The sequence below is a fragment of the Streptomyces nojiriensis genome, assembly GCF_017639205.1.
In the GTDB taxonomy this organism is placed as follows: domain Bacteria; phylum Actinomycetota; class Actinomycetes; order Streptomycetales; family Streptomycetaceae; genus Streptomyces; species Streptomyces nojiriensis.
In genome coordinates, this window is the sequence record NZ_CP071139.1 from 7,343,842 (window position 1) to 7,366,908 (window position 23,067).

The window sequence follows — 23,067 nt, forward strand, 5'->3', positions numbered from 1 at the left end:
AGACCGGAGGAGGGGGAGCTCTCAGTGCCACATCTCGCAGCGGTGGGCCCGTCCGATGGACTCGCCCGAGCCGGTGAAGAGCGCCTGGCGGGCGAGGAACCAGCCCGCGGTGCCGTGCGGTCGGAGCGGCGCAAGGAGATTTTGCGCCAGCGCCGCGAAGAGCTGGGCCTGAGCCAGGAAGACCTCGCCGCCCGGCTGCGCATCAGCGTGCGCGCGTACGGGAACTGGGAAAGAGGCCTGGTCAAGGAGTGGACGGACCGCAAACTCCTCGCCCTGGCCGAGGCCTTGGAGATGAGCGAGCGGCAGTGCTTCTGGCTGTTCCGCGTCATGGTCGACCGTGATCCGCCGCCCACGTGGCGGGCCGCCGAGGAGAACCGGCTGCCCGAGGACCCGGCGCAGCGCGACTACCTGTGCGACTACGCGGCCCTCATGGAGTCCGTGCCGTACCCGAGCTTCCTGGTGGACCACCGCTGGGACGTGGCCCTGACCAACTCGGCCTTCGACCAGCTCTTCCAGTCGGTCAGACCGCACCCGACGGCGCTGCCGGACGACAACTTCCTGCGCTTCGTGCTGTTCCACCCGGACGCGGCCGCCGTGCTGGAGGACCACGAACCGGCCTGGTGCGTACCGCTGCTGGCCCAGTTCGCGACCGCGCTGGCCGCAGTCCCCGAGGACGAGGGGCTGCGCAGCATCCGCCAGGAGGTGGCCCGTGACCCGTTCATGGAGGCGGCCTACCGGTACGGGGTGCCGCACTGGCTGAGCACGCACGGGACCGACGCCGCCGAGCTCGACGGGGCGGTGCGCACCGTGCGCCACCCCGACCCGCGGTGGGGTCTGGTGCGGTGCCGGATGGTGGCCGAGACCAGTCGCAGGCTCGGCGAGATGGGGCTGACCCGGATCACCCTGATCCTCTCGACGCCCACGGGCGCACCGAGGGGACCCGTCCGCAGCGGCGGCCTCAAGCAGCAGCAGGGCGCCAGGCTGCGCGCCGTGCCGTCGCCGGTGGAGTGACCGACCGGGGCAGACTGGTGCCGGCGGACGGGTGCCGTGGCGTGCGTGTCACCGATCGTGGCACCGGCCGGCACCGCGGCGCCAGCAACGGGATCTGCACTGGCGAAAGGCGGTAGGGGCGTGCGGCTGACGATCCTCGGCGGGGGCGGCTTCCGGGTACCGCTCGTCTACGGAGCACTGCTCGGCGACCGCGCCGAGGGCAGGGTGTCCCAGGTGACGCTGTACGACGAGGATCCGGCACGGCTCACCGCCATGGCCCGTGTGCTCCGCGACCAGGCCGCGGCCGCGTCTGCGGCCGACCCGGCGGTGGACGCCCCGGCCGTCACGGTCACCGGGGACCTCGACGAGGCCCTGCGCGGGGCCGATTTCGTCTTCTCCGCCATCCGCGTCGGCGGCCTGGAAGGGCGCGCCGCGGACGAGCGGATCGCCTTGGCCGAGGGAGTCCTGGGCCAGGAGACGGTGGGCGCGGGCGGGATCGCGTACGGCCTGCGGACCGTGCCGGTGGCGCGCGCGATCGCCCGCAGGATCGCCCGTACCGCCCCCGACGCGTGGGTCATCAACTTCACCAACCCGGCCGGGCTGGTCACCGAGGCCATGGCCGAGGAGCTGGGCGAGCGGGTGATCGGCATCTGCGATTCCCCCGTGGGCCTCGGCCGGCGCATCGCCCGGCTGCTGGGCGCCCGCCCGCAGGAGGCCTGGATCGACTACGTCGGTCTGAACCACCTGGGCTGGGTACGCGGGCTGCGCATCGGCGGCCGCGACGAGCTGCCCCGGCTGCTGGCCGACACCGAGGCCCTGGAGTCCTTCGAGGAGGGCCGGCTCTTCGGCGCCGAATGGCTGCGCTCGCTCGGCGCGATCCCCAACGAGTACCTGCACTACTACTACTTCAACCGTGACACGGTACGGGCGTACCAGGAGGCCAAGCAGACGCGCGGGGCCTTCCTGCGCGACCAGCAGCGCGGCTTCTACGCCGAGGCCGGCCGGGCCGGGGCGCCGGCCGGTGCGGCGCTGGCCGCCTGGGACCGTACCCGGGCCGAGCGCGAGGCCACGTACATGGCCGAGAACCGCGAGGCGGCGGGTGCCCCGGAGCGCGAGGAGAGCGACCTCGAATCCGGGGGCTACGAGAAGGTCGCGCTCGCGCTGATGCGCGCCATCGCCCGGGACGAACGGGCCACGCTGATCCTGAACGTCCGGAACCGGTCGACCCTGTCCGTCCTCGACGCCGAGGCCGTCATCGAGGTGCCCTGCCTGGTCGACGCGAACGGCGCCCACCCGGTGGGCGTCGCACAGCTGCCGCTGCACGCGGTGGGGCTGGTGACGTCGGTCAAGGCGGTCGAGCGGGAGATCCTGGCGGCGGCCGCGAGCGGTTCGCGGGCGGCCGCGGTCAAGGCCTTCGCGCTCCATCCGCTGGTCGACTCGGTGGGGGTGGCCCGGCGGCTGCTCGACGGGTACGCGGCGGAGCACCCGGGCCTGGCCTACCTGCGCTGAGCCCCGGCCCGCCGGCGTCGATCCCGGCGGACGGTTCCCCCGTACGGCTCAGTGCCGCATGCGCCGCGACGGGCGCGCTGTGACAGTGCGAGGGTGACCACTGCCCCCGCCACGGCCCCCGCGCCCCCCGAGATCGACCGGCGGCGGCGCAACGTCATCTTCGGCACGATCATGCTCGGCGTGCTGCTGGCGGCGCTCGACCAGACCATCGTCGGCACCGCGCTGCCCACGATCGTGGGGGACCTGGGCGGCGGCGACCACATGTCGTGGGTGGTGACCTCCTACCTGCTCGCCGAGACCGTGGCGACCGTCCTGGTCGGCAAGTTCGGCGACCTCTTCGGCCGGAAACTGATCTTCCAGATCTCCGCCATCGTCTTCATCAGCGGCTCCTTCCTGTGCGGCCTGGCCGGCAACATGACCTTCCTGATCGTGTGGCGCGGCGTCCAGGGCATCGGCGCCGGCGGCCTGATGGTCACCGCGATGGCGCTGATCGCCGACGTGGTGCCGCTGCGCGAACGCGGCAAGTACCAGGGCGTGATCGGCGCCGTCTTCGGGGTCGCCACCGTGATCGGCCCGCTGCTCGGCGGGTTCTTCACCGACCAGCTGACCTGGCGGTGGTGCTTCTACGTCAACGTCCCGATCGCGATCCTCGTCGTCGTCGCGGCGGCCAGGACGATCCCGGCGGTCCGGGTCACGGGCAAGCCGGTGATCGACTACCTGGGCATCGCGCTGGTCGCCGTCGGCGCCGGCGCGCTGATCCTGGCCACCAGCTGGGGCGGGAACGAGTACGGCTGGACCTCGCCGGTCATCATCGGCCTGTTCGCGGGCGGCGCCGTCGCACTGGCGCTGTTCTGCCTGGTCGAGACCCGCGCCGCGGAACCGATGCTGCCGATGCGGCTCTTCCGCAATCCGGTCTTCGCGGTGTGCTCCGTCCTCAGCTTCGTCGTCGGATTCGCGATGCTGGGCGCGATGACCTTCCTGCCGACCTACCTCCAGTACGTGGACGGGGACTCGGCCACGATCTCGGGCGTCCGGACCCTGCCCCTGGTCATCGGCCTGCTGATCGCCTCCGTGTTCAGCGGCAACGTCGTCAGCAAGACCGGCCAGTACCGGATCTTCCCGATCGTCGGGAACGCGGTCATGGGCGTCGGCCTGTACCTGCTGTCGCGGATGGAGCCGGGGACCAGCACCCTGCTGGAATCGCTGTACATGTTCGTGCTCGGCACGGGCATCGGCCTGTCCATGCAGGTGCTGACCATCGCCGTGCAGAACACCGTCGACTACGCCGACCTGGGCACGGCCACCTCCGGCGTCACCTTCTTCCGTACGCTCGGCAGCGCCTTCGGTACTGCGGTCTTCGGGACGATCTACGCGAACCACCTGGGGCCCGCACTGGAGGCGGCGTACGTGGAGGCGGCGCGGCTCTCCGGGCAGGATCCGGCGGAGCTGGCCAGGGCCGCGTCCACCCCGGAAGGGGTGCACCGGCTCGATCCGGCGGTCGCCGCCCCGGTGATCGACGCGTACGCGCAGGCCCTGCAGACGGTGTTCCTGTACACCGTTCCGGTCGCCGTGTTCGGCTTCGTCGTGGCGCTCTTCCTCAAGCAGGTGCGGCTGCGCGACAGCGCCCGGGCCGGATCCACGGACATGGGCGACGGGTTCGGCTCACCGGCCACGGCCTCGGGGGACTCGGCCAAGCTGCTGGAGCTGGCCGTCGGCAAACTCGTACGGAACATGGGCGCGGACACGGCGCGGGGGATCGTCCGGGGCTCCGACACCCGGCTGGACATCGCGGGCGCCTGGGCGGTGATGCAGGTGGAACTGCTGACCCGGACCGTCGGTCACGCCGGCCTCGCACTGATCGCCGGCCGCCGGTCCCTGCCGCCGGAGGTGCTGGTCCCGGTCTACGAGCGGATGGTGGACGAGGGCTTCGTCAGCCGCCAGGACGGCTTCCTCACCCTCACCGCGGCCGGGCAGCGGGAGGCCGACGTGATCTCGAAGGCGTGGGCCCAGTGGCTCGGGGACCAGTTGGAGAAGGACCGGGGGCGGCCGCGGAGCGCCGAACTGAGGGCGGCGGCGGACGCCATCGCCAAGCGGTTGCTCGCGGAGGACCTGGAGGAGGGAAACTTCGCGCCAAAGGTGGTGGTGCGGCGGTAGATCCCGGCCACGAAGGGAACCTCGCGCGCCGGCCGCTCGTCATCCCCTGCGAGGCGGTAGGACGGACGGACCGTCAGGCAGACGACGGGGGGCGCGCTCGTGAGGATCACACTGGCCGAGGAGATCATGCTGCTGTCCCTGGACGACGAGTCCGGGGAGGCGCGCCAGCGGCAGGCGGCGGGCTGGGCCGTGGCGGGCGCGCTCCTGCTCGAACTCGTCCTGGCGGAGCGGGTGTCGGTGTCGGGCAAGTACCTGGAGCTCAGGAGCACCGAGTCCACTGGAGAAGAACTGCTCGACGGCCGGATCCGGTTGATGGAGACCTGGCTGCGGGGCCGCGCCAAGCGCCGGGTGACGGACTGGCTGACGAAGGACCAGCCCAAGGCGGTCGGTGCCGCCTTGGAGCGGCTGACCGGGCGCGGGCTGGTGGTGGCGCAGGTGCACAAGGTGTTCGGAGTGTTCCCGCAGCGCCGCTACCCGGAGGCGGACGGCACGGTCGAGCGCGCCCTGCGCGAGCGGCTGCGCGAAGTCGTCCTCGGCGGCGCCGAGCCGGACGAGCGCACGGCGGGCCTCATCGCCCTGATCCACTCGGCCAAGATGCACCGGCTCGCCTTCCCCGGCCGGCAGCCCGACGAGGTGACCGCGAGGACGGCGGAGATAGCCGCCGGCCAGTGGGCCGCCGAGAGCGTCCGGGAGGCCATCCGGGACATGCAGGCCGCGATGGTGGCGGTCACCACGGTCACGGTGCTGACGGCCACCAGCTGAGCCGGCACGGTTCAGGCGCTCGGTGCCGGGCCCGTGGTCGGGTAGGCGTACGAGGGGACGTGCGGCAGCATGGTCAGGTCCGGGCGCCAGGCGCGCAGCACGCCCGCCGACGGGGCGTAGAGGGCCGAGGGGATCTCGGCGGGGGCGAACCACTGCCAGCGGGCGATCTTGTGGGGCTCGGTGACGGCCGGGACGCCCTCCGCCGAGGTGGTGACGGCGGCTGCCGTCAGCCGGGTCAGACCGGACAGCGATTCGATCTGCACGGACAGGATCCGGATCGCCTCGGGAGCCGCCCGCAGGGCCGTCTCCTCGGCGAGTTCCCGGGCGGCGGCCTGCTCGAACCCTTCCCCGGGATCGACCTTGCCGCCGGGCAGCTCCCAGCGGCCGTCGTGCGCCTGGCCGAGCAGCACCCGGCCGTCCGCAGCCAGGACGACCAGTCCGACGCCGACGACGGCATGGGGCTGCGGCACGGCCCGCTCGGGGCGCTCGTGGGGGGTGCTCATGGACGTCCTTCCGGTGGAGGGGTGGGCCGGGCCCGGACATGGATCCGCTCGCCCTGGGGGCCGAAGAGGCTGAGGAACTCCGCCGGCTGCGGACCCGCGTTGAAGAAGGCGTGCGGGGTGCGCGTGTCGAACTCGGCGGCCTCACCGGGGCCGAGGACGAGGTCGTGCCCGCCGAGCAGCAGCCGGACGCGTCCGGCGAGCACGTACAGCCACTCGTAGCCCTCGTGGACCTGCAGCTCGGGCTCGGGCGGCGGGCCGTCGAGGGGCGGGAGGATCTGCTTGAAGGCGTGCACCCCGCTGAACTTCCGGGTCAGCGGCACATAGGTGCTGCCGTGCCGGACGAAGGGCCTCGGGCGGACCCGGGGGTCCCCGGTCTCCGGGGCGCCGACCAGCTCGTCGAGCGCCACCCGGTGCGCCCTGGCCAGCGGAAGCAGCAGCTCCAGCGTCGGCCTGCGCTGCCCGGACTCCAGCCGGGAGAGGGTCGAGAGCGAGATGCCGGTGGTCTCGCTGAGCTGGGCCAAAGTGGTGCCGCGCTGTCGGCGCAGGGCGCGCAGCCGCGGGCCCACGGCGGTGAGCACGCCCGCGAGTTCCTCGTCCCGTTCCTCGGTGGCCATGGATCCATTTGCCGCTTCGGCAACAACATTTGTCAAGCGGGCCGCCGTGGGCGGACCCTCGCAGGTATGGACAACGCAAGGGACAGCTCGTTCGACGTGGTGGTCGTGGGCGGTGGAGCCGCCGGGCTGGCCGGGGCGCTCACCCTGGTCCGGGCCCGCCGTACGGTACTGGTCATCGACTCCGGCAGTCCGCGCAACGCCCCGGCCGCGCACATGCACGGGTATCTGGGGCAGGACGGGGAGAGCCCCGCCGCACTGCTGGCCAAGGGGCGCGCGGAGGTGACCGGCTACGGCGGGGAGATCCGGCCGGGCACGGCCGTCGCCGCGGACCGGCTGCCCGACGGCACCTTCCTGGTCCGCTGCGGGGACGGGAGCACCGTCCGGGCGCGCCGGCTGCTGGTCGCCACCGGCCTGACGGACGAGCTTCCCGCCGTGCCGGGCCTCAGGGAGCGTTGGGGGCGGGACGTGCTGCACTGCCCGTACTGCCACGGCTGGGAGGTCCGCGACCGGCCGATCGCGGTGCTGGCCGACGGGCCCCTCGCCGTGCACCAGGCCGAGCTCTGGCGGCAGTGGAGCGAGCGGACCACCCTGCTGGCGCACACCTGGCGGCTCACCGCGGAGGACCGGGAACTGCTGGCCGCCCTCGGGGTCCGCGTCGTCGAGGGCGAGGTGACCGGCCTCGCGGTCGGGGACGAGGGGCTGACCGGGATGACCCTGGCGGGCGGCGCCGTGGTGGAGTGCCGGGCCCTGGTGGTCGCCCCGCGGTTCACCGCCCGCTCGGGCGTCCTGACCGGCCTCGGCCTGCCGACTTCGGTGGTGGAGCGGGACGGCAGGGCGATCGGCACCTGCGTGGAGTCGGATCCGGTCACCGGAGCCACCGCCCTGCACGGGGTCTGGGTCGCGGGCAACGTCACCTCCCCGCTGGAGAAGGTCCCGGGCGCGGCCGCCCAGGGGGTGCGGGCGGCGATGGCCGTCAACACCGACCTGATCGAGGCGGAGACCCGGCGGGCCGTTCAGGCCCACCGTGCGGGCGCCGGTGTGTGAATCGCCGTGCGAGCGCCGCGCGAGCGCTGGAGTGATTCTCGGACATCTGTGCGGGTTTCGGCCGGCTTCCGTTCGCGCAGGCTCTGGGCGGTGTGATCGTCGTACGGTCCAACGGCTCGGGGGGACGCTCCATGGCACATGTGCTGGTCATCGGCGGAGGTGTCGCGGGGGCCGCCACCGCGCTGCTCGCGGCGCGGCGCGGACACACGGCGGAGGTCTTCGAGCGCGATACGCGGGCCCCGGGCACGGCGCTCGACCGTGACTTCTTCGGCTGGCGGCGGCCGACCGTACCGCAGGCGGCCCAGCCGCACGTGCTGCTCGGGGCCGCCCGCAACGTGCTGCGCGGTGACCTGCCCGACGTCCACGCGGAGATGCTCCGGCTCGGCGCCCGCGAACGGCACGAGCTGGACTGGTTCGACGTACGTCCGCCCGAGCGGCCGGGCGACGAGGACCTCGTGATGCTGCAGGCCCGGCGCATCGTGCTGGAGAGCGCGCTGGCCACGGCGCTGCGCGCGGAACCGGGGGTCGTCGTCCGGTACGGGGAGCCGGTCACCGGGCTGATCACGGCCCCGGGGCCGTCGGAGGGCGCCGGGATCCAGGTGACGGGAGTGACCACCGAGATCGGGAGTTACCCGGGGGACCTCGTCGTGGACGCCGGCGGGCGGCGCGGCGGCACCGAGCGCAGGCTGGCCGAGGCGGGCTGCAGGCCGCCCGTCGTGGAACGGCACCGCACCGGGCTCGCGTACTTCTGCCGCTGGTACCGGCTGCCCGCGGGCCTGGACGAGGGGCCGCGCCGGCCGTGGGCGGTGACCGGCGGACCCTTCGCCGGCTGCGCCGTCTTCCCGGCCGACAACCGGGCGTTCGCCGTGACGCTGTTCGTGCACACCGCCGACTCCACGCGCTCGGCGCTGCGTGACCCCGCCGTCTTCGAGGCGGCGGCGCGCGCCTTCCCGCCCGGCGCGGCCTGGCTGGGACTGGGCGCCGAGCCGCTGTCGGGCGTCCTGGCCACGGCGAGCCTGGACAACCGGTGGAGCACGCTGGTCGACGAAGCGGGCCCGGTGGTGACCGGGCTGGTGCCGGTGGGGGATTCGATCACGCACACCAACCCGACGCTGGGGCAGGGCACCTCGCTCGCGCTGTGGGCCGCGCGCAGGGTGGCCCGTACGGCGCACCGGGACCCCGGATCGGCGCGGTACGCCACCGATCACCACGCCTGGGCGGAGCACACCCTGAAACCGTGGTTCGACTTCCAGGTCGTCGCGGACGCGGCCATCGGGGAGCGCTTCGCGACCCGGGCGGTGCGCGGCGGGACGGCGCGCGAGGTGTCCGCGCTGTTCGACTGCGCGCTGGAGGATCCGGAGGTGATGCGGGCGCGGGCGAGGGTCCGGCACCTGGCGGAGCCGCCGGGGCGGGCGTACGCGGATCCGGAGATCCGCGCCAGGGTGGCGCGCTGGCTGGCGGATCGGCCGCACTACGCGCCGAACGCGTCGGGGCCGGACCGGGAGGAGTGGGAGAAGCTGACGGCGGGGTGAGCGGGGGCGAGGCGGGGTGAGCCGGGGTGAGCCGCGGCGGTGGTGGCCGGTCAGCCGGCGGTGTCGCCGGCATCGGCGGCGCCGGCGGTGGGGCCGAGCACCTCGGCGAGGTCGTAGCCGACGACCTCCTCCAACTGGGCGTAGGTGCAGCTCGCGGGCGTCCGGTCGGTCCGCCAGCGGTGGAACTGGGCGGTGTGCCGGAAGCGGTCGCCCTCCATGTGGTCGTACTTCACCTCGACGACCCGTTCGGGGCGCAGCGGTACCCAGGACAGGTCCTTCTTGCCGGTCCAGCGGCTCTGCGCGCCGGGCAGCCGGGCACTCTCGTGGGCGGACTCCTCGGCCCAGGCGGCCCACGGGTGGCCGGTCGGGTCGGGCATCCGCAGGGGTTCGAGTTCCTCCACCAGCTCGGCGCGGCGCCTCATGGGGAAGGCGGCGCACACGCCCACGTGCTGGAGGGTGCCGTGGACGTCGTACAGGCCGAGCAGCAGCGATCCGACAATCGGACCGCTCTTGTGGAAACGGAAACCCGCCACGACGACGTCGGCGGTACGTTCGTGTTTGACCTTGAACATGAGGCGGGCATCGGGCCGGTAGAGGAGATCGAGGGGTTTGGCGATCACCCCGTCGAGCCCGGCGCCCTCGAATCGCTCGAACCACTCCTGCGCGAGCGCGGGATCGGTGGTCGCGGGCGCGAGATGGACGGGGGGCCGAGCGGTGGAGAGGGAACGGACGAGGGCGGCACGGCGGTCGGCGAGCGGGGCGTCGAGCAACGCGTCGTCGCCCAGGGCGAGCAGGTCGAAGGCGACGAAGCTGGCGGGCGTCGTCTCGGCCAGCAGGGCGACGCGGGACTGCGCGGGATGGATCCGCTCGGTCAGCCGGTCGAAATCGAGGCGCCCGCCATGAACGATGACGATCTCGCCGTCCATGACGCAACGGCTCGGCAGATTGCTCTTCAGGGCCTGCACCAGCTCGGGGAAATACCTGGTCAGAGACTTGCCCGTGCGACTGCCGAGCTCGACCTCGTCGCCGTCGCGATGCACGATGGCCCGGAAGCCGTCCCACTTGGCCTCGTACTGCATCCCCGGCGGGATCTTCGCGACGGACTTGGCGAGCATCGGCTTCACGGGCGGCATCACTGGCAGGTCCATGCCTTCGATTCTGCGGTGGTACGTCCGGACCTGCCCGGTATGCGGGCATGACCGGGCCCGCCTACCGTGGCGCACATGGGTGCTGCCGGTAATGCGATCGAGCTGGAGGCGGGCGGGCGGACGGTACGGCTGTCCAGCCCGGACAAGGTGTACTTCCCGGAGCGCGGCCTCACCAAGCGGCACGTGGCCGAGTACTACCTGGCGGTCGCGCCCGGCATCACGCGCGCCCTGCGCGACCGGCCCACGACCCTGGAGCGCTTCCCGGACGGGGTGGAGGGCGAGTCCTTCTTCCAGAAGCGGGCACCGAAGAACCTTCCCGACTGGATTCCCACCGCCCACATCGCCTTCCCGAGCGGCCGCACGGCCGACGAGATCTGCCCGACCGAACCGGCCGCCGTCCTGTGGGCGGCCAACCTGGGGTGCCTCACCTTCCATCCCTGGCCGGTGCGGCGCGAGGACACCGACCGTCCCGACGAGCTCCGGATCGACCTGGACCCGCAGCCGGGCACCGACTACCACCACGCGGTGGCGGCCGCCCATGAACTGCGAGCCCTGCTGGAGGAGTTGGGTCTGCGCGGCTGGCCCAAGACCTCGGGCGGCCGCGGACTGCACGTCTTCGTGCCGATCGAGCCGCGCTGGACCTTCACCGAGGTCCGGCGGTGCGCCATCGCCCTCGGCCGGGAACTGGAACGCCGAATGCCGGGCAAGGTCACGACGGCCTGGTGGAAGGAGGAGCGCGGCGAGCGGATCTTCGTCGACTACAACCAGACGGCGCGCGACCGCACGATCGCCTCCGCCTACTCCGTGCGCCCCCGCCCGCACGCCCCGGTATCGGCGCCGCTGCGCTGGGACGAGGTGGACGACGCGGAGCCCCGCGACTTCGACATCGTGACGATGCCGGCCCGCTTCGCCGCACTGGGCGATCTGCACGCGGACATGGACGAGCACGCCTTCGCCCTGGACGCCGTACTGGAGCTCGCGGCCCGCGACGAACACGAGCACGGCCTGGGGGACATGCCCTACCCCCCGGACTACCCGAAAATGCCGGGCGAGCCCAAGCGCGTCCAGCCCAGCCGGGCGAAGCACGAGGACTGACGGGCTCCGGGCTCCGGGCTGCTGGCGCCGGGCGCTACGCGGCGGCGTCCTGCCCGGGGAAGGGGGCGAGGTCCGGCTCCACCCAGCCGTCCTTCGCCCGCGGGGCGGCCAGCGTGGCCGGACGGTAGTAGTGCGTCAGCAGGCGCTTGTCGAGCAGCGCGGGGTGGCGGTCGGCGAAGGCGTCGTAATCGTCGTCGCCGGACTCGGCCGCGTGGTACCCGACCAGCTCCACCCAGGCACGGCTGACGGTCGCGTGGTACTTCTGCGGCGCTCCCGCGTAGCGGGCGGTCCGCCGGATGCCGTCGCTGACCAGGTCGATCGCCGCGGGTATGCCGCAGCGGCGCACGGCCAGCCAGGTCAGGTGGACGTGCTCACGGTGGCCGAAGCGCTCGGCGGTCGCCATCACTTCGGCCATCAATGCGTCAAAGGCGGGCTCGGTCATCGGGTCACCTCGGTCAGAGCTTGCAGGGCGGTGCGCAGCCCGGCGACCGCCTCGGCGGGCAGCTCGCCGAGCGCGTGGAGTTCCAGATCGGTGATGGCCCGCCGGATCCTCGCGGCGGCCGGCCGCCCGGAGTCGGTGAGCTCGACGAGCACCGCCCGACGGTCCCCGGGACGGGCGCCGCGGGTGATGTGACCCCGCCGCTCCAGGCGGTCGAGCACGCTGGTCAGCGTGCTGGGCCGGGTTCCCACGGCCGCTCCCAGCTCGGACACGGTGCGCCCGCGGCCGTCGGCGAGATTGGCCAGCGCATTGATCTCGGAGGCGGTCAGATCCAGGTCGGCCAGCTCGGTGGCGAGCACCTGGAGGGTGGCATGGGTGGCCCGCTGGAGCGCCAGCAGGGCCGACCATTCGAATGGCACGGTTTCGGATTTCACGCTTTCGAACTATACGATTTCGTTGTATCTGCTGCAAGCGGGCGGGGTGGAGTTCGATCCATAAAACAACACGAACGATCGTGCTAATATCCGCTCATCGGCTCGCCGTAGGCGTCTGGCCGCCCTGAGGAGAATTCCGGAGAACCCGCACATGCGTCCCATGGCTTCACTCCTGAGCACGACCCTCGACATCGCCGCCCGGTTCGCCCCGCGACTGGCCGGGCCCCGGGTCTTCGCCCTCTTCGTCCGGCCCCTCGGGCGCGCGCGGCTACGGTCCGAGGAGGCGGAGGTGATGGCGCGGGCGCAGAGCGGGCGGATGGTCGTGCACGGCACGGCCGTGACCACCTACCGGTGGGGGGACGGGGACCGGCCCGTGCTGATCGTGCACGGCTGGTCCTCGCGCGCTTCGCGGTTCGCCGGCTTCGTCGAGGCCCTGCGCGCCCAGGGCCGTACCGTGATCGCATTCGACGCGCCGGGGCACGGCGAGTCGGACGGCCGGGCCTCCACGATCCTCGACTACCGCGCCATCATCGGCCGACTGCACGCGGAGCACGGCGACTTCTCGGCCGTCGTGGCCCACTCCTTCGGCGTGCTCGCCGCATTCTCCATGCTGCACGACGGCGTACGGGCCGACCGTGTCGTCGCCATCGGGGGCGTGGCCCACTTCGACCACCTCGTGGAGCGGTTCCGGGCCGGGCTCAACCTCGGCGAGGGAGTCGGGCGCGTCCTGCACGCCCATGTCGAGCGCCGCCTCTTCCCCGGCGACCCCGACATCTGGCAGCGCCTCGACGCCCGCCGTCGCCGTCCCGGCATGCGGGCGCCGATCCTCCTCGTCCACGACACGGAGGACGACGTGATCGATCCCGCCCAGTCCCGCGCGATCGCCGCCGCCTACGGCGAGCAGGCCCGTCTGATCGAGACCACGGGCCTCGGCCACCGCCGCATCCTGGCCGACCCCGACGTCATCGCGACGGCGGTCGACTTCGCGCTGTCCGAGCCCGAGCGTGAGCCCGCGCCCGCGCCCGCGCGACGCGTGTGAGGAGCGCGGTCAGGAAGGCGAGGTGAACGCAGGCGGTCGTTCCGGGAGTTCGTCCGGAGCGGCCGCCACCGCGCGCAGCCGGCGGAGGATCCCCCGGCCGGCCCGCTCGTACGCCAGCGGGTCGCCGTGCAGGACGGAATGCGCATTGGCCAGTTCCATCAGGGACGTCAGCTCGAAGGCGAGCTGCGGAACCTCGTCCGCGTCGGACGCGTCCCGGAACCCGCCCGTCAGCCGGGCGTCGTCCAGCAGCCGCTCGATGTAACGCGTCCAGTCGGACCGCGCCTCGGCGATCTCGTCCCGTACGGGGCCGGGGCGCGCGTCGAACTCCGCGGAGACGGAGTAGAAGAAGCATCCGCCGGGGAAGACCCGGCGTCCGGAGTAGTCGAGCCAGCGCTCGCACAGCCGCCACACCTTGGCGAGACCGTCGCGGTCCCGGTGCACGGGTCGCACCACCTCGTCCTTGAACACCTCCACGGCGGCACGGACGGTGGCGAGCTGCAGGTCCTCCTTGGAGCCGAAGAGCGCGAACACCCCGCTCTTGCTCAGGCCGAGATCCGCAGCGATCTTCCCCAGGGACAGGCCTTCGAGACCGTCCACGGAAGCGATGCTCATCGTCCGGTCGAGGACGGCCCGCCGCGTCTGGTTACCGCGTTCCACGCGCCCGTCAGCCATGGCGCCATCTTACCGAACGCACGGTCGTTCACCTGGTGGAGGAAGGGGGCCGCTGTCAGTGGCGGGTGCGATGCTCGAAGAGGAAGGACAGGGATCGAAGAACCGGGGTCGGAAGGAGTGCGGACCATGCTCACCACTGACTACAAGGACGGCTCTCCGAACTGGGTGGACCTCGGCACGCCCGACATCGGCGGAGCCGCCGACTTCTACGGGGCACTGTTCGGCTGGGACTTCCAGGCGGGCAGCGAGGAGGTCGGCGGGTACGGAATGTTCCACCTCGGCGGCAAGACCGTCGCGGGTGGTATGGCCGTTCCCGCAGAGCAGGGCCCCTGTGCCTGGCAGATCTACTTCCAGAGCGCGGACGCGGACGCGACGGCCGAGGCCGTGACGAAGGCGGGTGGCACGGTGACCTTCGAGCCGATGAGCGTCCTCGACTTCGGCCGGATGGCGATGTGCGCCGACCCGTCGGGCGTGGGCTTCGGGGTCTGGCAGCCCAGGATGAACACCGGGCTGGGCGCGGTGACGGACGTGGGCACCTTGTGCTGGACGGAGCTGTACACGGGCGACGTGGCAGGGGCCGCCGAGTTCTACCGGGCGGTCTTCGGCTGGGAGGTCAACGCGATGCCCTACGAGGGCGGTACGTACACGATGGCCAAGCCGGCCGGCACGCTGGACGAGGCGGCCTTCGGCGGCCTGGTGCCGATCTCGACGGACCCGGTGGAGGACGCCGAACAGCCCTACTGGACGCCGTACTTCGAGGTGGCCGACTGCGACGCGGCGGCGGCGAAGGCGGAGGAGGCGGGCGGCAAGGTACGTCTCACCCCGGAGTCCATGGAGGGAGTCGGCCGGTTCGCCAAGCTGGCGGACCCCTTCGGGGCGCGGTTCGCGGTCATAGCCAGCACACCCGCACCCGGGTCATGACGAGGTGTTGATCAGTCGTTGATCGGACGTCCATCGGCGGCGGTCAGTATCTCCGGCATGTCGATTAACACCACTGCCGCAACCACTGACACCGCTTGGTACGACCTTGCCCTGTGCGCCCAGACGGGCCCCGGCTTCTTCTTCCCGGAGCCCGGCTCGTCGCTGCGCGACGCGAAGCGGCTGTGCGGGGCTTGCGAGGGGCGGGCGGCTTGCCTGGAGTACGCCCTGGCCAATGACGAGCGCTTCGGAGTCTGGGGCGGCCTCTCGGAGGCCGAGCGCCAGGCCCTTCGCCGCAGCTGATCAGGTGCGCGTCCCCTTCCCGCTCCCACGCACCAGCCCCACGCGCCGCGCGAGGTCGAACCCCTCACCACCGCACTCCTCCCGGCGCGGTGTGTGGGGCACGACGCGCACCGGGTAGTGCCCCCCGACGGGCGATACGACGCCACCGAAGCGGGGATCTCCGGCGAACCAGATCCGGTCCGGGTGGTCTCCCTCCAGTGTGGCTGGCTCGACGGGGAACGGGATGATCCGGAACATGGCCGTGAAGTCTTCCCTGAAAGAGATGGCGACGGTCGCCGGACTTCCGGGCGGCCTGCGCGGGTGTCGGCACGGCAACTCGCGCCAGGGATAGGCCTGGAGCACAGCAACGACCCGGCGCCGCCGGAAGTAGGCGACGATCACCCAGGGCAAGTAGGGGGTGGTGAGAATGATCAAGAGGGTGAGGGTCATTCCCGCGTAGGGAATGACACCGATGCAGGCCAGGGCGGCCAGCGGAGGACCGCCGAGGCTGAGTACCCAATTGAAGCGTCGGACGGCCAGCCGTTTGTAGCCAACCACCGTCGGCGGGTGGTCCCAGGCCGTCTTGGTGAGTGTGACGCTCATAGGAGTACCTCCAGGATGCGTGAGGTCCCGGTGGCCTTCAGCACGCTCGGGTCGGGGTCGGTGAACTGCAAGGTGTGCGCCACCGCTTCGAGGATGTCCGTATAGGCAGCGGCGTGATCGGTGCAGGCGCTGGTCAGATCGAGGACGAGCAAGTGGAGTCCATCAGGATGCACCGTTGCGACCCTGGCCTGAAACAGCTGATGCTCGATATCTGGCACGGACATGATCCCGGTGACCAGACAACAAGGAAGAGCCGACGGCAGGTCGATGAACCTGCGGACCGAGCTGGTCCAGAGCGTGGAGCGGGCGATGGCCAGAGCCGTACGTGCCACGGCGAGCCGGGGGTTGGGCTGCTCGACCCGCCGGATCGTGAGGGAGAACAGCGAGGTGGTGACCCCGACCGGTTCCTCGGGATGGAAGCCGAATGCGGTGTATACGACGTCGTGCCCCGCCAATTCTTCAAGGCCGTCCATGAGCTGGGACAGTTCCTCTTGGGCAATCTGGCTGCCCAAGGCTTCAGCGAACGCGTTCAAGGTCGCTGATTCTCCAGGGCCGATGTCATGGAAGCCCGGGGGCAGGCGGAACCAGACCGGCGGGATGCTGCTCTCCTGTGTCATGGCCGCAACGCCGACCAGACGTGGCCCGATTTCCTGATGGCAGAGGGAGCGTCGTCGAGAACCCCTCGGGTGCCGTCCACTGCTGTCGAGCCTTGTTCGACTGCTTCGTTGTCCGGGCCGTAGTCTCCTGCGGCGGTCAGCGCACCAGTACCTGCCACGGCCACGCCCACCCGGTCTCTGGCGTGCTGACTCGATGAGCGCATGGCCCATCCGGTGAGTGGACTGTCCAACTGGCGCAGGTCGTCCGAGGTGCTCCATGCCGCCTGCCTGAACGCGGTGGCTCCGGGAGCCAGCCCCACCACCGCGCTGCCTTCCGGAGCGGCGGCCATCGCCGCGCGGGCGGCCGCTGTGCCCGCCTTGGCGCCGGAGGCGACCGCTGCGACACCCGGGACCGCGCCGACCGAGTCGCCGAGGAGCGTCACGCTGCTCTTCCAGAAGTCCGCGTCGAACTGGCCCTTCGTGAAGCCGTCGGACAGGGACTTGCGGAACTTCGGGTCCGAGGTGTGCATCGCCAGGGCTGCCAAGGACAGGCCGCTCCCGACGAGCATGATGGCGAGCCCCGCCGGCGGGCAGACAAGGGCCACGCCCGCCCCGATCGCACCCAGGATCGCCGACGCGTTCGACATCGCGTCCGCAGGGTCGTCGACGATCTTGTTCCAGATCGAGGCCAGCAGGCCCGGTTCCTTCGGGGCCAGGCGGTCCGTCGCCGCGTTCAGGGTCTGGGCCACCCGGCGGGCGGCCGTGCCGTGCTCGGCGGCGAGTTCGCGGGCCAGGCGGCGGGCATCGGTGAGGGCCTCTTCCGTCTTCGCCGCCGCGGCCTGGGCCTCGTACCGGGTGGCCAGTGCGCGGTGCGAGACCAGGGTGTCGTGCCACCCCGTGAGCCGGCGGGCCGCCTCCGCGAGGGAGGTGTGGGCCGCGCCGAGGTAGCGGGGGAGGTCCTGCGAGAGGGAGGCGCGGAAGGCGGTGGCGGCCTCGCCCTGCCAGGCCGAGCTGTGGGAGACCAGGTCCTTCACCACCCGGGAGGCCTCCCCGAGGGAGCCGGCCGAGGCGCCGAGCTTCTTGGCCAGGGCCAGGACCGTCGCGGGATTGCCGGGGGCCGGGTCGAAGCCCAGTGCCGCGTACTCAGTCACGGGCGGCCGCCGCCCGGAGGAAGGCCGCACGGACGGCCTGATCGAGCTCCGCGTACTCCGCGGCGCTGCGGTCCACGCCCTCCCGGACGTCCTTGACGCGTTTGGTCAGCTCCTGCGTGCCGTAGGCCCAGCGTTCCTGGAAGCCGTCACACGCCGCGTCGAGGTCCGCCGTGCCCAGCTGATCGGGCCGTACGTGGTCCAGTGCGCGCCGGGCCTCCCGCAGGGAGACCAGCGAGGAGTCCAGGGCGCGCGTCAGACGGGTCAGCTGGTCGATGTCCACCTGGAGCGAGGTCATGACGCGAAACCCTGGCAGAGCGGGGCTCTGCCAGGGCAATCGGTATCACTCGCCCGAGCGAGCGGAAATCGGTCAGCCCTTGCGGGCGGCGAGGCGGGCCGCGCGGGCGGCCAGCTTCTCGTCGAACTTGCGGGCCTCGGAGTCCAGGCCGTTCATGAACAGCCCGAGCTCCTCCTGGGCCTTCTGGCCGTCGGGGCCGAGGCCGTCGATGTCCATGATCTTGAGGAAGCGGATCACGGGGCTCAGTACGTCGTCGTGGTGGATCCGCAGGTTGTAGACCCCGCCGATGGCCATCTGCGCGGCCATCCGCTCGAAGCCGGGCATGCCGTGTCCGGGCATCCGGAAGTTGACGACGACGTCCCGTACGGCCTGCATGGTCAGGTCCGGGGCGAGCTCGAAGGCCGCGCCCAGCAGGTTGCGGTAGAAGATCATGTGCAGGTTCTCGTCCTGCGCGATGCGGGCCAGCATCCGGTCGCAGACCGGGTCACCGGACTGGTGGCCGGTGTTGCGGTGCGAGATGCGGGTCGCGAGCTCCTGGAAGGCCACGTACGCCACCGAGTGCAGCATCGAGTGGCGGTTGTCGGACTCGAACCCCTCAGACATGTGCTGCATGCGGAACGCTTCCAGCTTGTCCGGGTCCACGGCTCGCGAGGCCAGCAGGTAGTCGCGCATCACGATGCCGTGGCGGCCCTCCTCGGCGGTCCAGCGGTGCACCCACGTGCCCCAGGCGCCGTTGCGGCCGAAGAGCGACGCGATCTCGTGGTGGTAGCTGGGGAGGTTGTCCTCGGTCAGCAGGTTCACGACCAGCGCGATCTTGCCGATGTCGGTGACCTTGGACTGCTGCGGGTCCCAGGCTTCGCCGTCCTCGAAGAAGCCGGGGAAGTTCCGGCCATCGCTCCACGGGACGTACTCGTGGGGCATCCAGTCCTTGGTGACCTTCAGATGGCGGTTGAGCTCCTTTTCGACCACCTCTTCCAGCGCGAACAGCAGCTTGGCGTCTGTCCACGCCTCCGAGCTGCCGAGGTGGGGAGAGGTGATCGTCACGGGTACTCCTGGGTGTAAAGCGAACTACCTACGGTTCCGTAGCCTACGGAGTCGTAGGTTAAGCGTGACATCAAGGCCAGCCAACCCCCCGGCAGGTGTATGTCCGGTTACATCCAGCTATCTATGCAGTTTATGACCGGCCTGAGAGGGGTCTGGGGGGCGAAAATCACGCCAGCGGGTGGTTTGCCGACCCCCGGTTTGACGAAAGAAATGGGTTCCGCTTGACCGGGGGCGCGGCGATCCGGCTCTCGCCGCTCACGGCGGGGGCGCGGTCTCACTCACCCGACCACAGCCTCTCCCGCACCTCCTCGGCCGTCGTCGGCCGCAGCTCGCCGTCCAGCAGGAGCCATCGCGTGATGCCGATCGACTCCAGGAACGGCACGTCGTGGCTCGCCACCACGAGTGCGCCCTCGTACGACTCCAACGCGTCGGTCAGCTGCCGCACGCTCGACAGGTCCAGGTTGTTCGTCGGCTCGTCCAGCATCAGCAGCTGCGGAGCCGGCTCCGCCAGCAGCAGGGCCGCCAGTGCCGCCCGGAAGCGTTCGCCGCCCGACAGCGTGCCGGCCGGGCGGTCCGCCCGGGCGCCGCGGAAGAGGAAGTGCGCGAGCCGGGCCCGGATCAGGTTGTTGGTGGCCTGCGGCGCGAACCGCGCCACGTTCTCCACGACCGAACGGCTCTCGTCCAGTACGTCGAGGCGCTGTGGCAGGAACCGCGTGGTCACATGCGCCACCACCGCACCGGACACGGGCGGGAGCTGCCCCGCGATCGTGCGCAGCAGCGTGGTCTTGCCCGATCCGTTGCGGCCCACCAGGGCGATCCGCTCCGGCCCCCGGAGTTCCCACTCGCCCGGTACGGCGGCTCCGTGGGCCAGGCGCAGATCGCTCAGGGTCAGGACCTGCCGCCCCGGCGGGACCTGGGTGGCGGGCAGCTGGATCCGGATCTCGTCGTCGTCGCGCACCGCCTCCACCGCCTGGTCCAGACGTTCCTTCGCCTGCGCCAGCTTCTCGGTGTGCATGATCCGGTGCTTGCCCGCCGACTCCTGGGCCGCGCGCTTGCGCGCACCCATCACGATCTTCGGCTCGCGCTTGTTGTCGTACATCTTCTGCCCGTACCGCTTGCGCCGCGCCAATTTGACCTGGGCGTCCGCCAGTTCGCGCTTCTGCCGCTGTACGTCGGCCTCCGCGACCCGGACCATCCGCTCGGCGGACTCCTGCTCCGCGGCGAGCAGGTCCTGGTAGTGCGTGAAGTTGCCTCCGTACCAGCGGACTTCGCCGTCGCGCAGGTCGGCGATCTGGTCGACCCGCTCCAGCAGCTCCCGGTCGTGGCTGACCAGGAGCATCACCCCGGACCACGACTCGACCGCCGTGTAGAGGCGGCTGCGGGCGCGCAGGTCCAGGTTGTTGGTGGGTTCGTCCAGCAGCAGGACGTCGGGGCGGGCGAGCAGCAGGGCGGCCAGCCGCAGCAGTACGGATTCGCCGCCCGAGAGCTCGCCGACGGTGCGGTCCAGGCCGATCCGGGCGAGACCGAGCTGGTCGAGCGTGGCCAGGGCCCGCTCCTCCACGTCCCAGTCGTCGCCGACGGCGGTGAAGTTCGCCTCGGTGGCCTCGCCCGCCTCGATGGCGTGGAGCGCGGCGCGGGCGGTGTGGATGCCGAGCGCCTCGTCCACGCGCAGCGCTGTGTCGAGCGTGACGTTCTGCGGGAGGTGGCCGACCGAGCCGGCGACGGAGGACTGGCCTTCGGTCGGGGCCAGTTCGCCGGCGATCAGCTTCAGCAGGGTGGACTTCCCGCAGCCGTTGAGCCCGATCAGGCCGGTGCGGCCGGGGCCCACGGTGAGCTGGAACCCGTCGAAGACGGGAGTGCCGTCGGGCCAGTCGAAGGGCAGTGCGGAGCAGGTGATGAACGCAGGGGCGTTACTCATGGAGGCCTCCAGGTTGCGTGAGTGGTGCGTGCAACGCGGGGAGACAGCCGACGGGTCAGCCGCAGGGCGTGGTGGTCGGTGTCTCGAACCTCAGACGAGCAATGTCCTGCTCCGTTTCGACGGGGATGGGCCGTCTTCGAAGCTACGGGCGGCCGCAGCCGCCCGCAAAGCAATTAATTCAGCAGGTGTCGCGCATGAGCTCGGCCAGGTTGTGGTCCATGTCCAGGTAGAGGTGTTCGAGGCCGGGCGGCACCACGGTCGCCGCCCGCTCCAGGAAGCGGTGCAGCTCGGCCGTCAGCATCAGCACGATCGCGACACCCTCCGTCGCGTGGAACTCGATGGTGGTCCGGTCACCGTCGTACGGGCGCACGCGTACGTCGCCACAGCCCGACGGGCGGTCCAGGCCGGACTCCAGGAGCTCGCGCGAGAAGGTCCACGAGACCTCGACACCCTCCAGCGTGGCCGGGGCCGGGAACGCCATGCGCACCGCGAACGGATCCGCACGGTCGTAGCAGAGGGTGACGGGCACGGTCTCGACCTTCGGCGCGGTGGCGACCAGACGGGCCTGTGCGGCCTGCTCGATGACAGTGATCAAGGCTCACTCCCTTGCGGCGGATCTGCTGCCGGACTGTTGGGGTGGAGCCCGGCAACCCGATAGACGCCGGAATCGGCAAATCCGTGCATGGGCCGTTGCGTGAGCTGTGTCACCGATTGGCTTGAACCAATCCGTGTGATCGCACAGAGTGATCGAACGGTGGATGTGCACGAAGGCGGACCCGGTCCGCGGCGGCTCCGGGGAGCCTCGGAGAAGGGCTGGTTACCGATCACTCCACCGGCGTAAGGGCCCGCGTCAAGGCCGCGTAGAGGGCGGCGGCGACGACCATGCCGACCGGCAGGGAGAGGTCGATGCCGCCCAGGGCGGAGGCGACCGGACCGGTGTAGAGCGTGTTGACGCAGAGGGCGGCCGCGCCCACCCCGGCCGCGAGCGCGAGCGCGCCCGCCGGGCTGACGCCGCCGGTGTACCAGAAGGGGCTGCTGGAGGTCTCGTCCGCCAGCGCCCGGCCGTCGTAGCGGAACCGGCGCAGCAGGATGTCGGTCGCGTAGATCGCCATGACGGGGCCGATCAGGACGACGACCAGCTGGAGGGAGTTGCTGACGGTGTCCAGGAGGTTGGAGACGAGCAGGCCGTAGAGGGTCAGGGCGACGGCGACGGCCCCGTCGAACAGGACGCTGACGGAGCGCCGGATGCGGAGGCCGACGGCCTGCAGGGCGAGCCCGGCGCTGTAGGCGGTCAGGGCGTTGACGGAGACCGTGCCGAGGATCAGGGCGAGCAGGAAGACCGGGTAGAACCACCCGGGCAGGATCTTCTGCAGTGCGGCCTGGGGGTCGCTCATGTCGACCGCGGTCGCGGCGAACGCGCCCAGGGAGCAGACGGCCACGCTGGGCAGGAAGGCGCCGAGGGCGGTCCAGCCGATGATCGCCTTCCGCGACGAGGCGCGGGGCAGGTAGCGGGAGAAGTCGGCGCTGGTGGTGTACGAGAGCGGACCCGAGGCGATGAGGGTGGTGCCGGCGAGGAGCGCCGCCCACAGGCCGGCGCCGGTCAGGGACGCGGCGGGCCGGTAGGAGAAGTCCGTGTGGCCGACCACGCAGAAGCCGACGACGGTGAAGGCGGCGGCCAGGACCAGGGTCATCGGGAGGTAGAGCTTCATGATCATTGCGTGGCCGTAGACGCTGATGGCCAGGGTGAGCGCGGCGATGGCCACGATGACGGCGGCCTTGATCCCGGTGTTCGCCGGGATGCCGGCCCGTTCCGCGAGGGCGAAGGCGGCGGCCGCGGCGGCGGCCAGGTTGAGCGCGAAGTAGCAGACGGAGACCAGCCAGCCGCCGACCGCGTTCATGGCGCGGTTGCCGATGACTCCGTACATGGCCCGGGTGATCACCTCGCTGGGTGCTCCGGCGGCCGGGCCCGAGGTGGCGAGCAGGCCGGTGAGCAGCCAGAACAGATTGCCGACCACGATCACCGCGACGGACTGCCACAGGCTCAGCCCCATGAGGACCAGAGCGCCGCCGATCACCAGGCTGAGGTAGTTGACGTTCGCCGCCGCCCAGACGGCGAAGAGGTCCCGGGGGCGGCCGTGGCGCTCGGAATCGGGGATGTGGTCGATGCCGTGGGCCTCGATGCGGGTGGCCCGCTCCGGGTGCGGCGCGGCCTGTCCGAGCGCTCCGGGGGCCGGGTGCGAACCGGGAGGCGAATCGGGGATCGGGGACGCCATGAGGGACCTCCGGATGCTGGGCGTGTCCGCCTCGCTTGCTTATTGGTCGCAC

General features: G+C 71.7%; 24 protein-coding genes. 10 read left to right on the forward strand and 14 right to left on the reverse strand.

What is annotated here, in order from left to right; genetic code table 11:
• Positions 1-141: 141 nt before the first annotated feature.
• The 4 genes from JYK04_RS33920 to JYK04_RS33935 all read left to right on the forward strand — a co-directional run bounded on the left by JYK04_RS33920 (position 142) and on the right by JYK04_RS33935 (position 5,415).
• Complete coding sequence (locus tag JYK04_RS33920; protein ID WP_189741426.1) at positions 142-1,011, forward strand: helix-turn-helix domain-containing protein; 870 nt, start codon at positions 142-144, stop codon at positions 1,009-1,011.
• 120 nt (positions 1,012-1,131) lie between these two features.
• On the forward strand, positions 1,132-2,499 hold the full coding sequence (locus JYK04_RS33925) for a family 4 glycosyl hydrolase (protein WP_189741022.1): 1,368 nt from the start codon (positions 1,132-1,134) through the stop codon (positions 2,497-2,499).
• Between the two features lie 93 nt (positions 2,500-2,592).
• The gene (locus JYK04_RS33930) at positions 2,593-4,653 is read left to right on the forward strand and encodes an MDR family MFS transporter (protein WP_189741025.1); all 2,061 of its coding nucleotides are present in this window, start codon (positions 2,593-2,595) and stop codon (positions 4,651-4,653) included.
• Positions 4,654-4,752: 99 nt separating this feature from the next.
• Entirely contained in the window at positions 4,753-5,415 is a 663-nt protein-coding gene (locus JYK04_RS33935; protein WP_189741028.1) for a GOLPH3/VPS74 family protein, read from the forward strand.
• A gap of 11 nt (positions 5,416-5,426) precedes the next feature.
• On the opposite strand, the gene JYK04_RS33940 is transcribed toward JYK04_RS33935, so the two are convergent.
• The gene (locus tag JYK04_RS33940) at positions 5,427-5,918 is read right to left on the reverse strand and encodes a nucleotide triphosphate diphosphatase NUDT15 (RefSeq protein ID WP_189741031.1); all 492 of its coding nucleotides are present in this window, start codon (positions 5,916-5,918) and stop codon (positions 5,427-5,429) included.
• Entirely contained in the window at positions 5,915-6,532 is a 618-nt protein-coding gene (locus JYK04_RS33945) for a helix-turn-helix domain-containing protein (RefSeq protein WP_189741034.1), read from the reverse strand. Before JYK04_RS33945 ends, JYK04_RS33940 begins: the two co-directional genes overlap by 4 nt.
• A 66-nt stretch (positions 6,533-6,598) precedes the next feature.
• Here JYK04_RS33945 and JYK04_RS33950 point away from each other — a divergent pair, with 66 nt between their 5' ends.
• Both JYK04_RS33950 and JYK04_RS33955 read left to right on the forward strand, forming a co-directional pair.
• Entirely contained in the window at positions 6,599-7,576 is a 978-nt protein-coding gene (locus tag JYK04_RS33950) for an NAD(P)/FAD-dependent oxidoreductase (protein WP_189741037.1), read from the forward strand.
• Between the two features lie 131 nt (positions 7,577-7,707).
• A complete protein-coding gene (locus tag JYK04_RS33955; RefSeq protein ID WP_189741044.1) occupies positions 7,708-9,108 on the forward strand; it encodes an FAD-dependent oxidoreductase in 1,401 nt (466 codons plus the stop codon).
• Positions 9,109-9,158: 50 nt separating this feature from the next.
• On the opposite strand, the gene JYK04_RS33960 is transcribed toward JYK04_RS33955, so the two are convergent.
• Positions 9,159-10,256 carry an ATP-dependent DNA ligase gene (locus JYK04_RS33960; RefSeq protein WP_189741046.1) on the reverse strand — a complete coding sequence of 366 codons (1,098 nt, stop codon included), beginning with the start codon at positions 10,254-10,256 and terminating at the stop codon, positions 9,159-9,161.
• Between the two features lie 75 nt (positions 10,257-10,331).
• Between JYK04_RS33960 and ligD the strand changes: the two genes are divergently transcribed.
• Positions 10,332-11,351, forward strand: coding sequence for a non-homologous end-joining DNA ligase (gene ligD / locus JYK04_RS33965; RefSeq protein ID WP_189741048.1), 1,020 nt, complete (start codon positions 10,332-10,334; stop codon positions 11,349-11,351).
• A 34-nt stretch (positions 11,352-11,385) separates the two neighbouring features.
• Here the strand turns inward: ligD and JYK04_RS33970 are convergent, their stop codons facing one another.
• Entirely contained in the window at positions 11,386-11,793 is a 408-nt protein-coding gene (locus JYK04_RS33970) for a hypothetical protein (protein ID WP_189741050.1), read from the reverse strand.
• The gene (locus JYK04_RS33975) at positions 11,790-12,224 is read right to left on the reverse strand and encodes a MarR family winged helix-turn-helix transcriptional regulator (protein WP_189741053.1); all 435 of its coding nucleotides are present in this window, start codon (positions 12,222-12,224) and stop codon (positions 11,790-11,792) included. Before JYK04_RS33975 ends, JYK04_RS33970 begins: the two co-directional genes overlap by 4 nt.
• A 160-nt stretch (positions 12,225-12,384) precedes the next feature.
• On the opposite strand from JYK04_RS33975, the gene JYK04_RS33980 reads away from it, so the two are divergent.
• Positions 12,385-13,263 (forward strand): alpha/beta hydrolase, encoded by an 879-nt coding sequence (locus JYK04_RS33980; RefSeq protein ID WP_229875874.1) that lies wholly within the window; start codon positions 12,385-12,387, stop codon positions 13,261-13,263.
• Positions 13,264-13,272: 9 nt separating this feature from the next.
• Here JYK04_RS33980 and JYK04_RS33985 read toward each other — a convergent pair whose 3' ends face one another.
• Positions 13,273-13,935, reverse strand: coding sequence for a TetR/AcrR family transcriptional regulator (locus tag JYK04_RS33985; protein WP_189741059.1), 663 nt, complete (start codon positions 13,933-13,935; stop codon positions 13,273-13,275).
• 126 nt (positions 13,936-14,061) lie between these two features.
• Here JYK04_RS33985 and JYK04_RS33990 point away from each other — a divergent pair, with 126 nt between their 5' ends.
• Both JYK04_RS33990 and JYK04_RS33995 read left to right on the forward strand, forming a co-directional pair.
• Complete coding sequence (locus JYK04_RS33990; RefSeq protein WP_189741062.1) at positions 14,062-14,856, forward strand: VOC family protein; 795 nt, start codon at positions 14,062-14,064, stop codon at positions 14,854-14,856.
• A 57-nt stretch (positions 14,857-14,913) separates the two neighbouring features.
• A complete protein-coding gene (locus JYK04_RS33995; RefSeq protein ID WP_189741064.1) occupies positions 14,914-15,156 on the forward strand; it encodes a WhiB family transcriptional regulator in 243 nt (80 codons plus the stop codon).
• Here the strand turns inward: JYK04_RS33995 and JYK04_RS34000 are convergent, their stop codons facing one another.
• The 8 genes from JYK04_RS34000 to JYK04_RS34035 form a co-directional block, all read right to left on the reverse strand.
• The gene (locus tag JYK04_RS34000) at positions 15,157-15,738 is read right to left on the reverse strand and encodes a hypothetical protein (RefSeq protein ID WP_189741068.1); all 582 of its coding nucleotides are present in this window, start codon (positions 15,736-15,738) and stop codon (positions 15,157-15,159) included.
• Positions 15,735-16,355: a hypothetical protein gene (locus JYK04_RS34005; protein ID WP_189741071.1), complete on the reverse strand. Its 621-nt coding sequence runs from the start codon at positions 16,353-16,355 to the stop codon at positions 15,735-15,737. The genes JYK04_RS34000 and JYK04_RS34005 overlap by 4 nt, the downstream gene beginning before the upstream one ends.
• On the reverse strand, positions 16,352-17,485 hold the full coding sequence (locus JYK04_RS34010; RefSeq protein WP_189741073.1) for a hypothetical protein: 1,134 nt from the start codon (positions 17,483-17,485) through the stop codon (positions 16,352-16,354). The genes JYK04_RS34005 and JYK04_RS34010 overlap by 4 nt, the downstream gene beginning before the upstream one ends.
• Entirely contained in the window at positions 17,478-17,780 is a 303-nt protein-coding gene (locus JYK04_RS34015) for a hypothetical protein (RefSeq protein WP_189741076.1), read from the reverse strand. Before JYK04_RS34015 ends, JYK04_RS34010 begins: the two co-directional genes overlap by 8 nt.
• Before the next feature lie 72 nt (positions 17,781-17,852).
• Positions 17,853-18,824 carry an acyl-ACP desaturase gene (locus tag JYK04_RS34020; protein ID WP_189741078.1) on the reverse strand — a complete coding sequence of 324 codons (972 nt, stop codon included), beginning with the start codon at positions 18,822-18,824 and terminating at the stop codon, positions 17,853-17,855.
• 274 nt (positions 18,825-19,098) lie between these two features.
• On the reverse strand, positions 19,099-20,742 hold the full coding sequence (locus JYK04_RS34025) for an ABC-F family ATP-binding cassette domain-containing protein (RefSeq protein ID WP_189741081.1): 1,644 nt from the start codon (positions 20,740-20,742) through the stop codon (positions 19,099-19,101).
• Positions 20,743-20,920: 178 nt separating this feature from the next.
• Positions 20,921-21,337, reverse strand: a complete 417-nt coding sequence (gene ssgD / locus JYK04_RS34030; RefSeq protein ID WP_189741085.1) for a spore wall synthesis regulator SsgD — start codon at positions 21,335-21,337, stop codon at positions 20,921-20,923.
• Between the two features lie 229 nt (positions 21,338-21,566).
• Positions 21,567-23,015, reverse strand: coding sequence for a purine-cytosine permease family protein (locus JYK04_RS34035; protein ID WP_189741089.1), 1,449 nt, complete (start codon positions 23,013-23,015; stop codon positions 21,567-21,569).
• Between the last annotated feature and the right edge of the window lie 52 nt (positions 23,016-23,067).

Bases quoted from the DNA above. Each gene is read 5' to 3' on its own strand.
- JYK04_RS33940 (WP_189741031.1), bottom strand. From the start codon at position 5,918: ATGAGCACCCCCCACGAGCGCCCCGAGCGGGCCGTGCCGCAGCCCCAT.
- JYK04_RS33945 (WP_189741034.1), bottom strand. From the start codon at position 6,532: ATGGCCACCGAGGAACGGGACGAGGAACTCGCGGGCGTGCTCACCGCC.
- JYK04_RS33950 (WP_189741037.1), top strand. From the start codon at position 6,599: ATGGACAACGCAAGGGACAGCTCGTTCGACGTGGTGGTCGTGGGCGGT.
- JYK04_RS33955 (WP_189741044.1), top strand. From the start codon at position 7,708: ATGGCACATGTGCTGGTCATCGGCGGAGGTGTCGCGGGGGCCGCCACC.
- JYK04_RS33960 (WP_189741046.1), bottom strand. From the start codon at position 10,256: ATGGACCTGCCAGTGATGCCGCCCGTGAAGCCGATGCTCGCCAAGTCC.
- ligD (WP_189741048.1), top strand. From the start codon at position 10,332: ATGGGTGCTGCCGGTAATGCGATCGAGCTGGAGGCGGGCGGGCGGACG.
- JYK04_RS33970 (WP_189741050.1), bottom strand. From the start codon at position 11,793: ATGACCGAGCCCGCCTTTGACGCATTGATGGCCGAAGTGATGGCGACC.
- JYK04_RS33980 (WP_229875874.1), top strand. From the start codon at position 12,385: ATGGCTTCACTCCTGAGCACGACCCTCGACATCGCCGCCCGGTTCGCC.
- JYK04_RS33985 (WP_189741059.1), bottom strand. From the start codon at position 13,935: ATGGCTGACGGGCGCGTGGAACGCGGTAACCAGACGCGGCGGGCCGTC.
- JYK04_RS33990 (WP_189741062.1), top strand. From the start codon at position 14,062: ATGCTCACCACTGACTACAAGGACGGCTCTCCGAACTGGGTGGACCTC.
- JYK04_RS33995 (WP_189741064.1), top strand. From the start codon at position 14,914: ATGTCGATTAACACCACTGCCGCAACCACTGACACCGCTTGGTACGAC.
- JYK04_RS34000 (WP_189741068.1), bottom strand. From the start codon at position 15,738: ATGAGCGTCACACTCACCAAGACGGCCTGGGACCACCCGCCGACGGTG.
- JYK04_RS34005 (WP_189741071.1), bottom strand. From the start codon at position 16,355: ATGACACAGGAGAGCAGCATCCCGCCGGTCTGGTTCCGCCTGCCCCCG.
- JYK04_RS34015 (WP_189741076.1), bottom strand. From the start codon at position 17,780: ATGACCTCGCTCCAGGTGGACATCGACCAGCTGACCCGTCTGACGCGC.
- JYK04_RS34025 (WP_189741081.1), bottom strand. From the start codon at position 20,742: ATGAGTAACGCCCCTGCGTTCATCACCTGCTCCGCACTGCCCTTCGAC.
- JYK04_RS34035 (WP_189741089.1), bottom strand. From the start codon at position 23,015: ATGGCGTCCCCGATCCCCGATTCGCCTCCCGGTTCGCACCCGGCCCCC.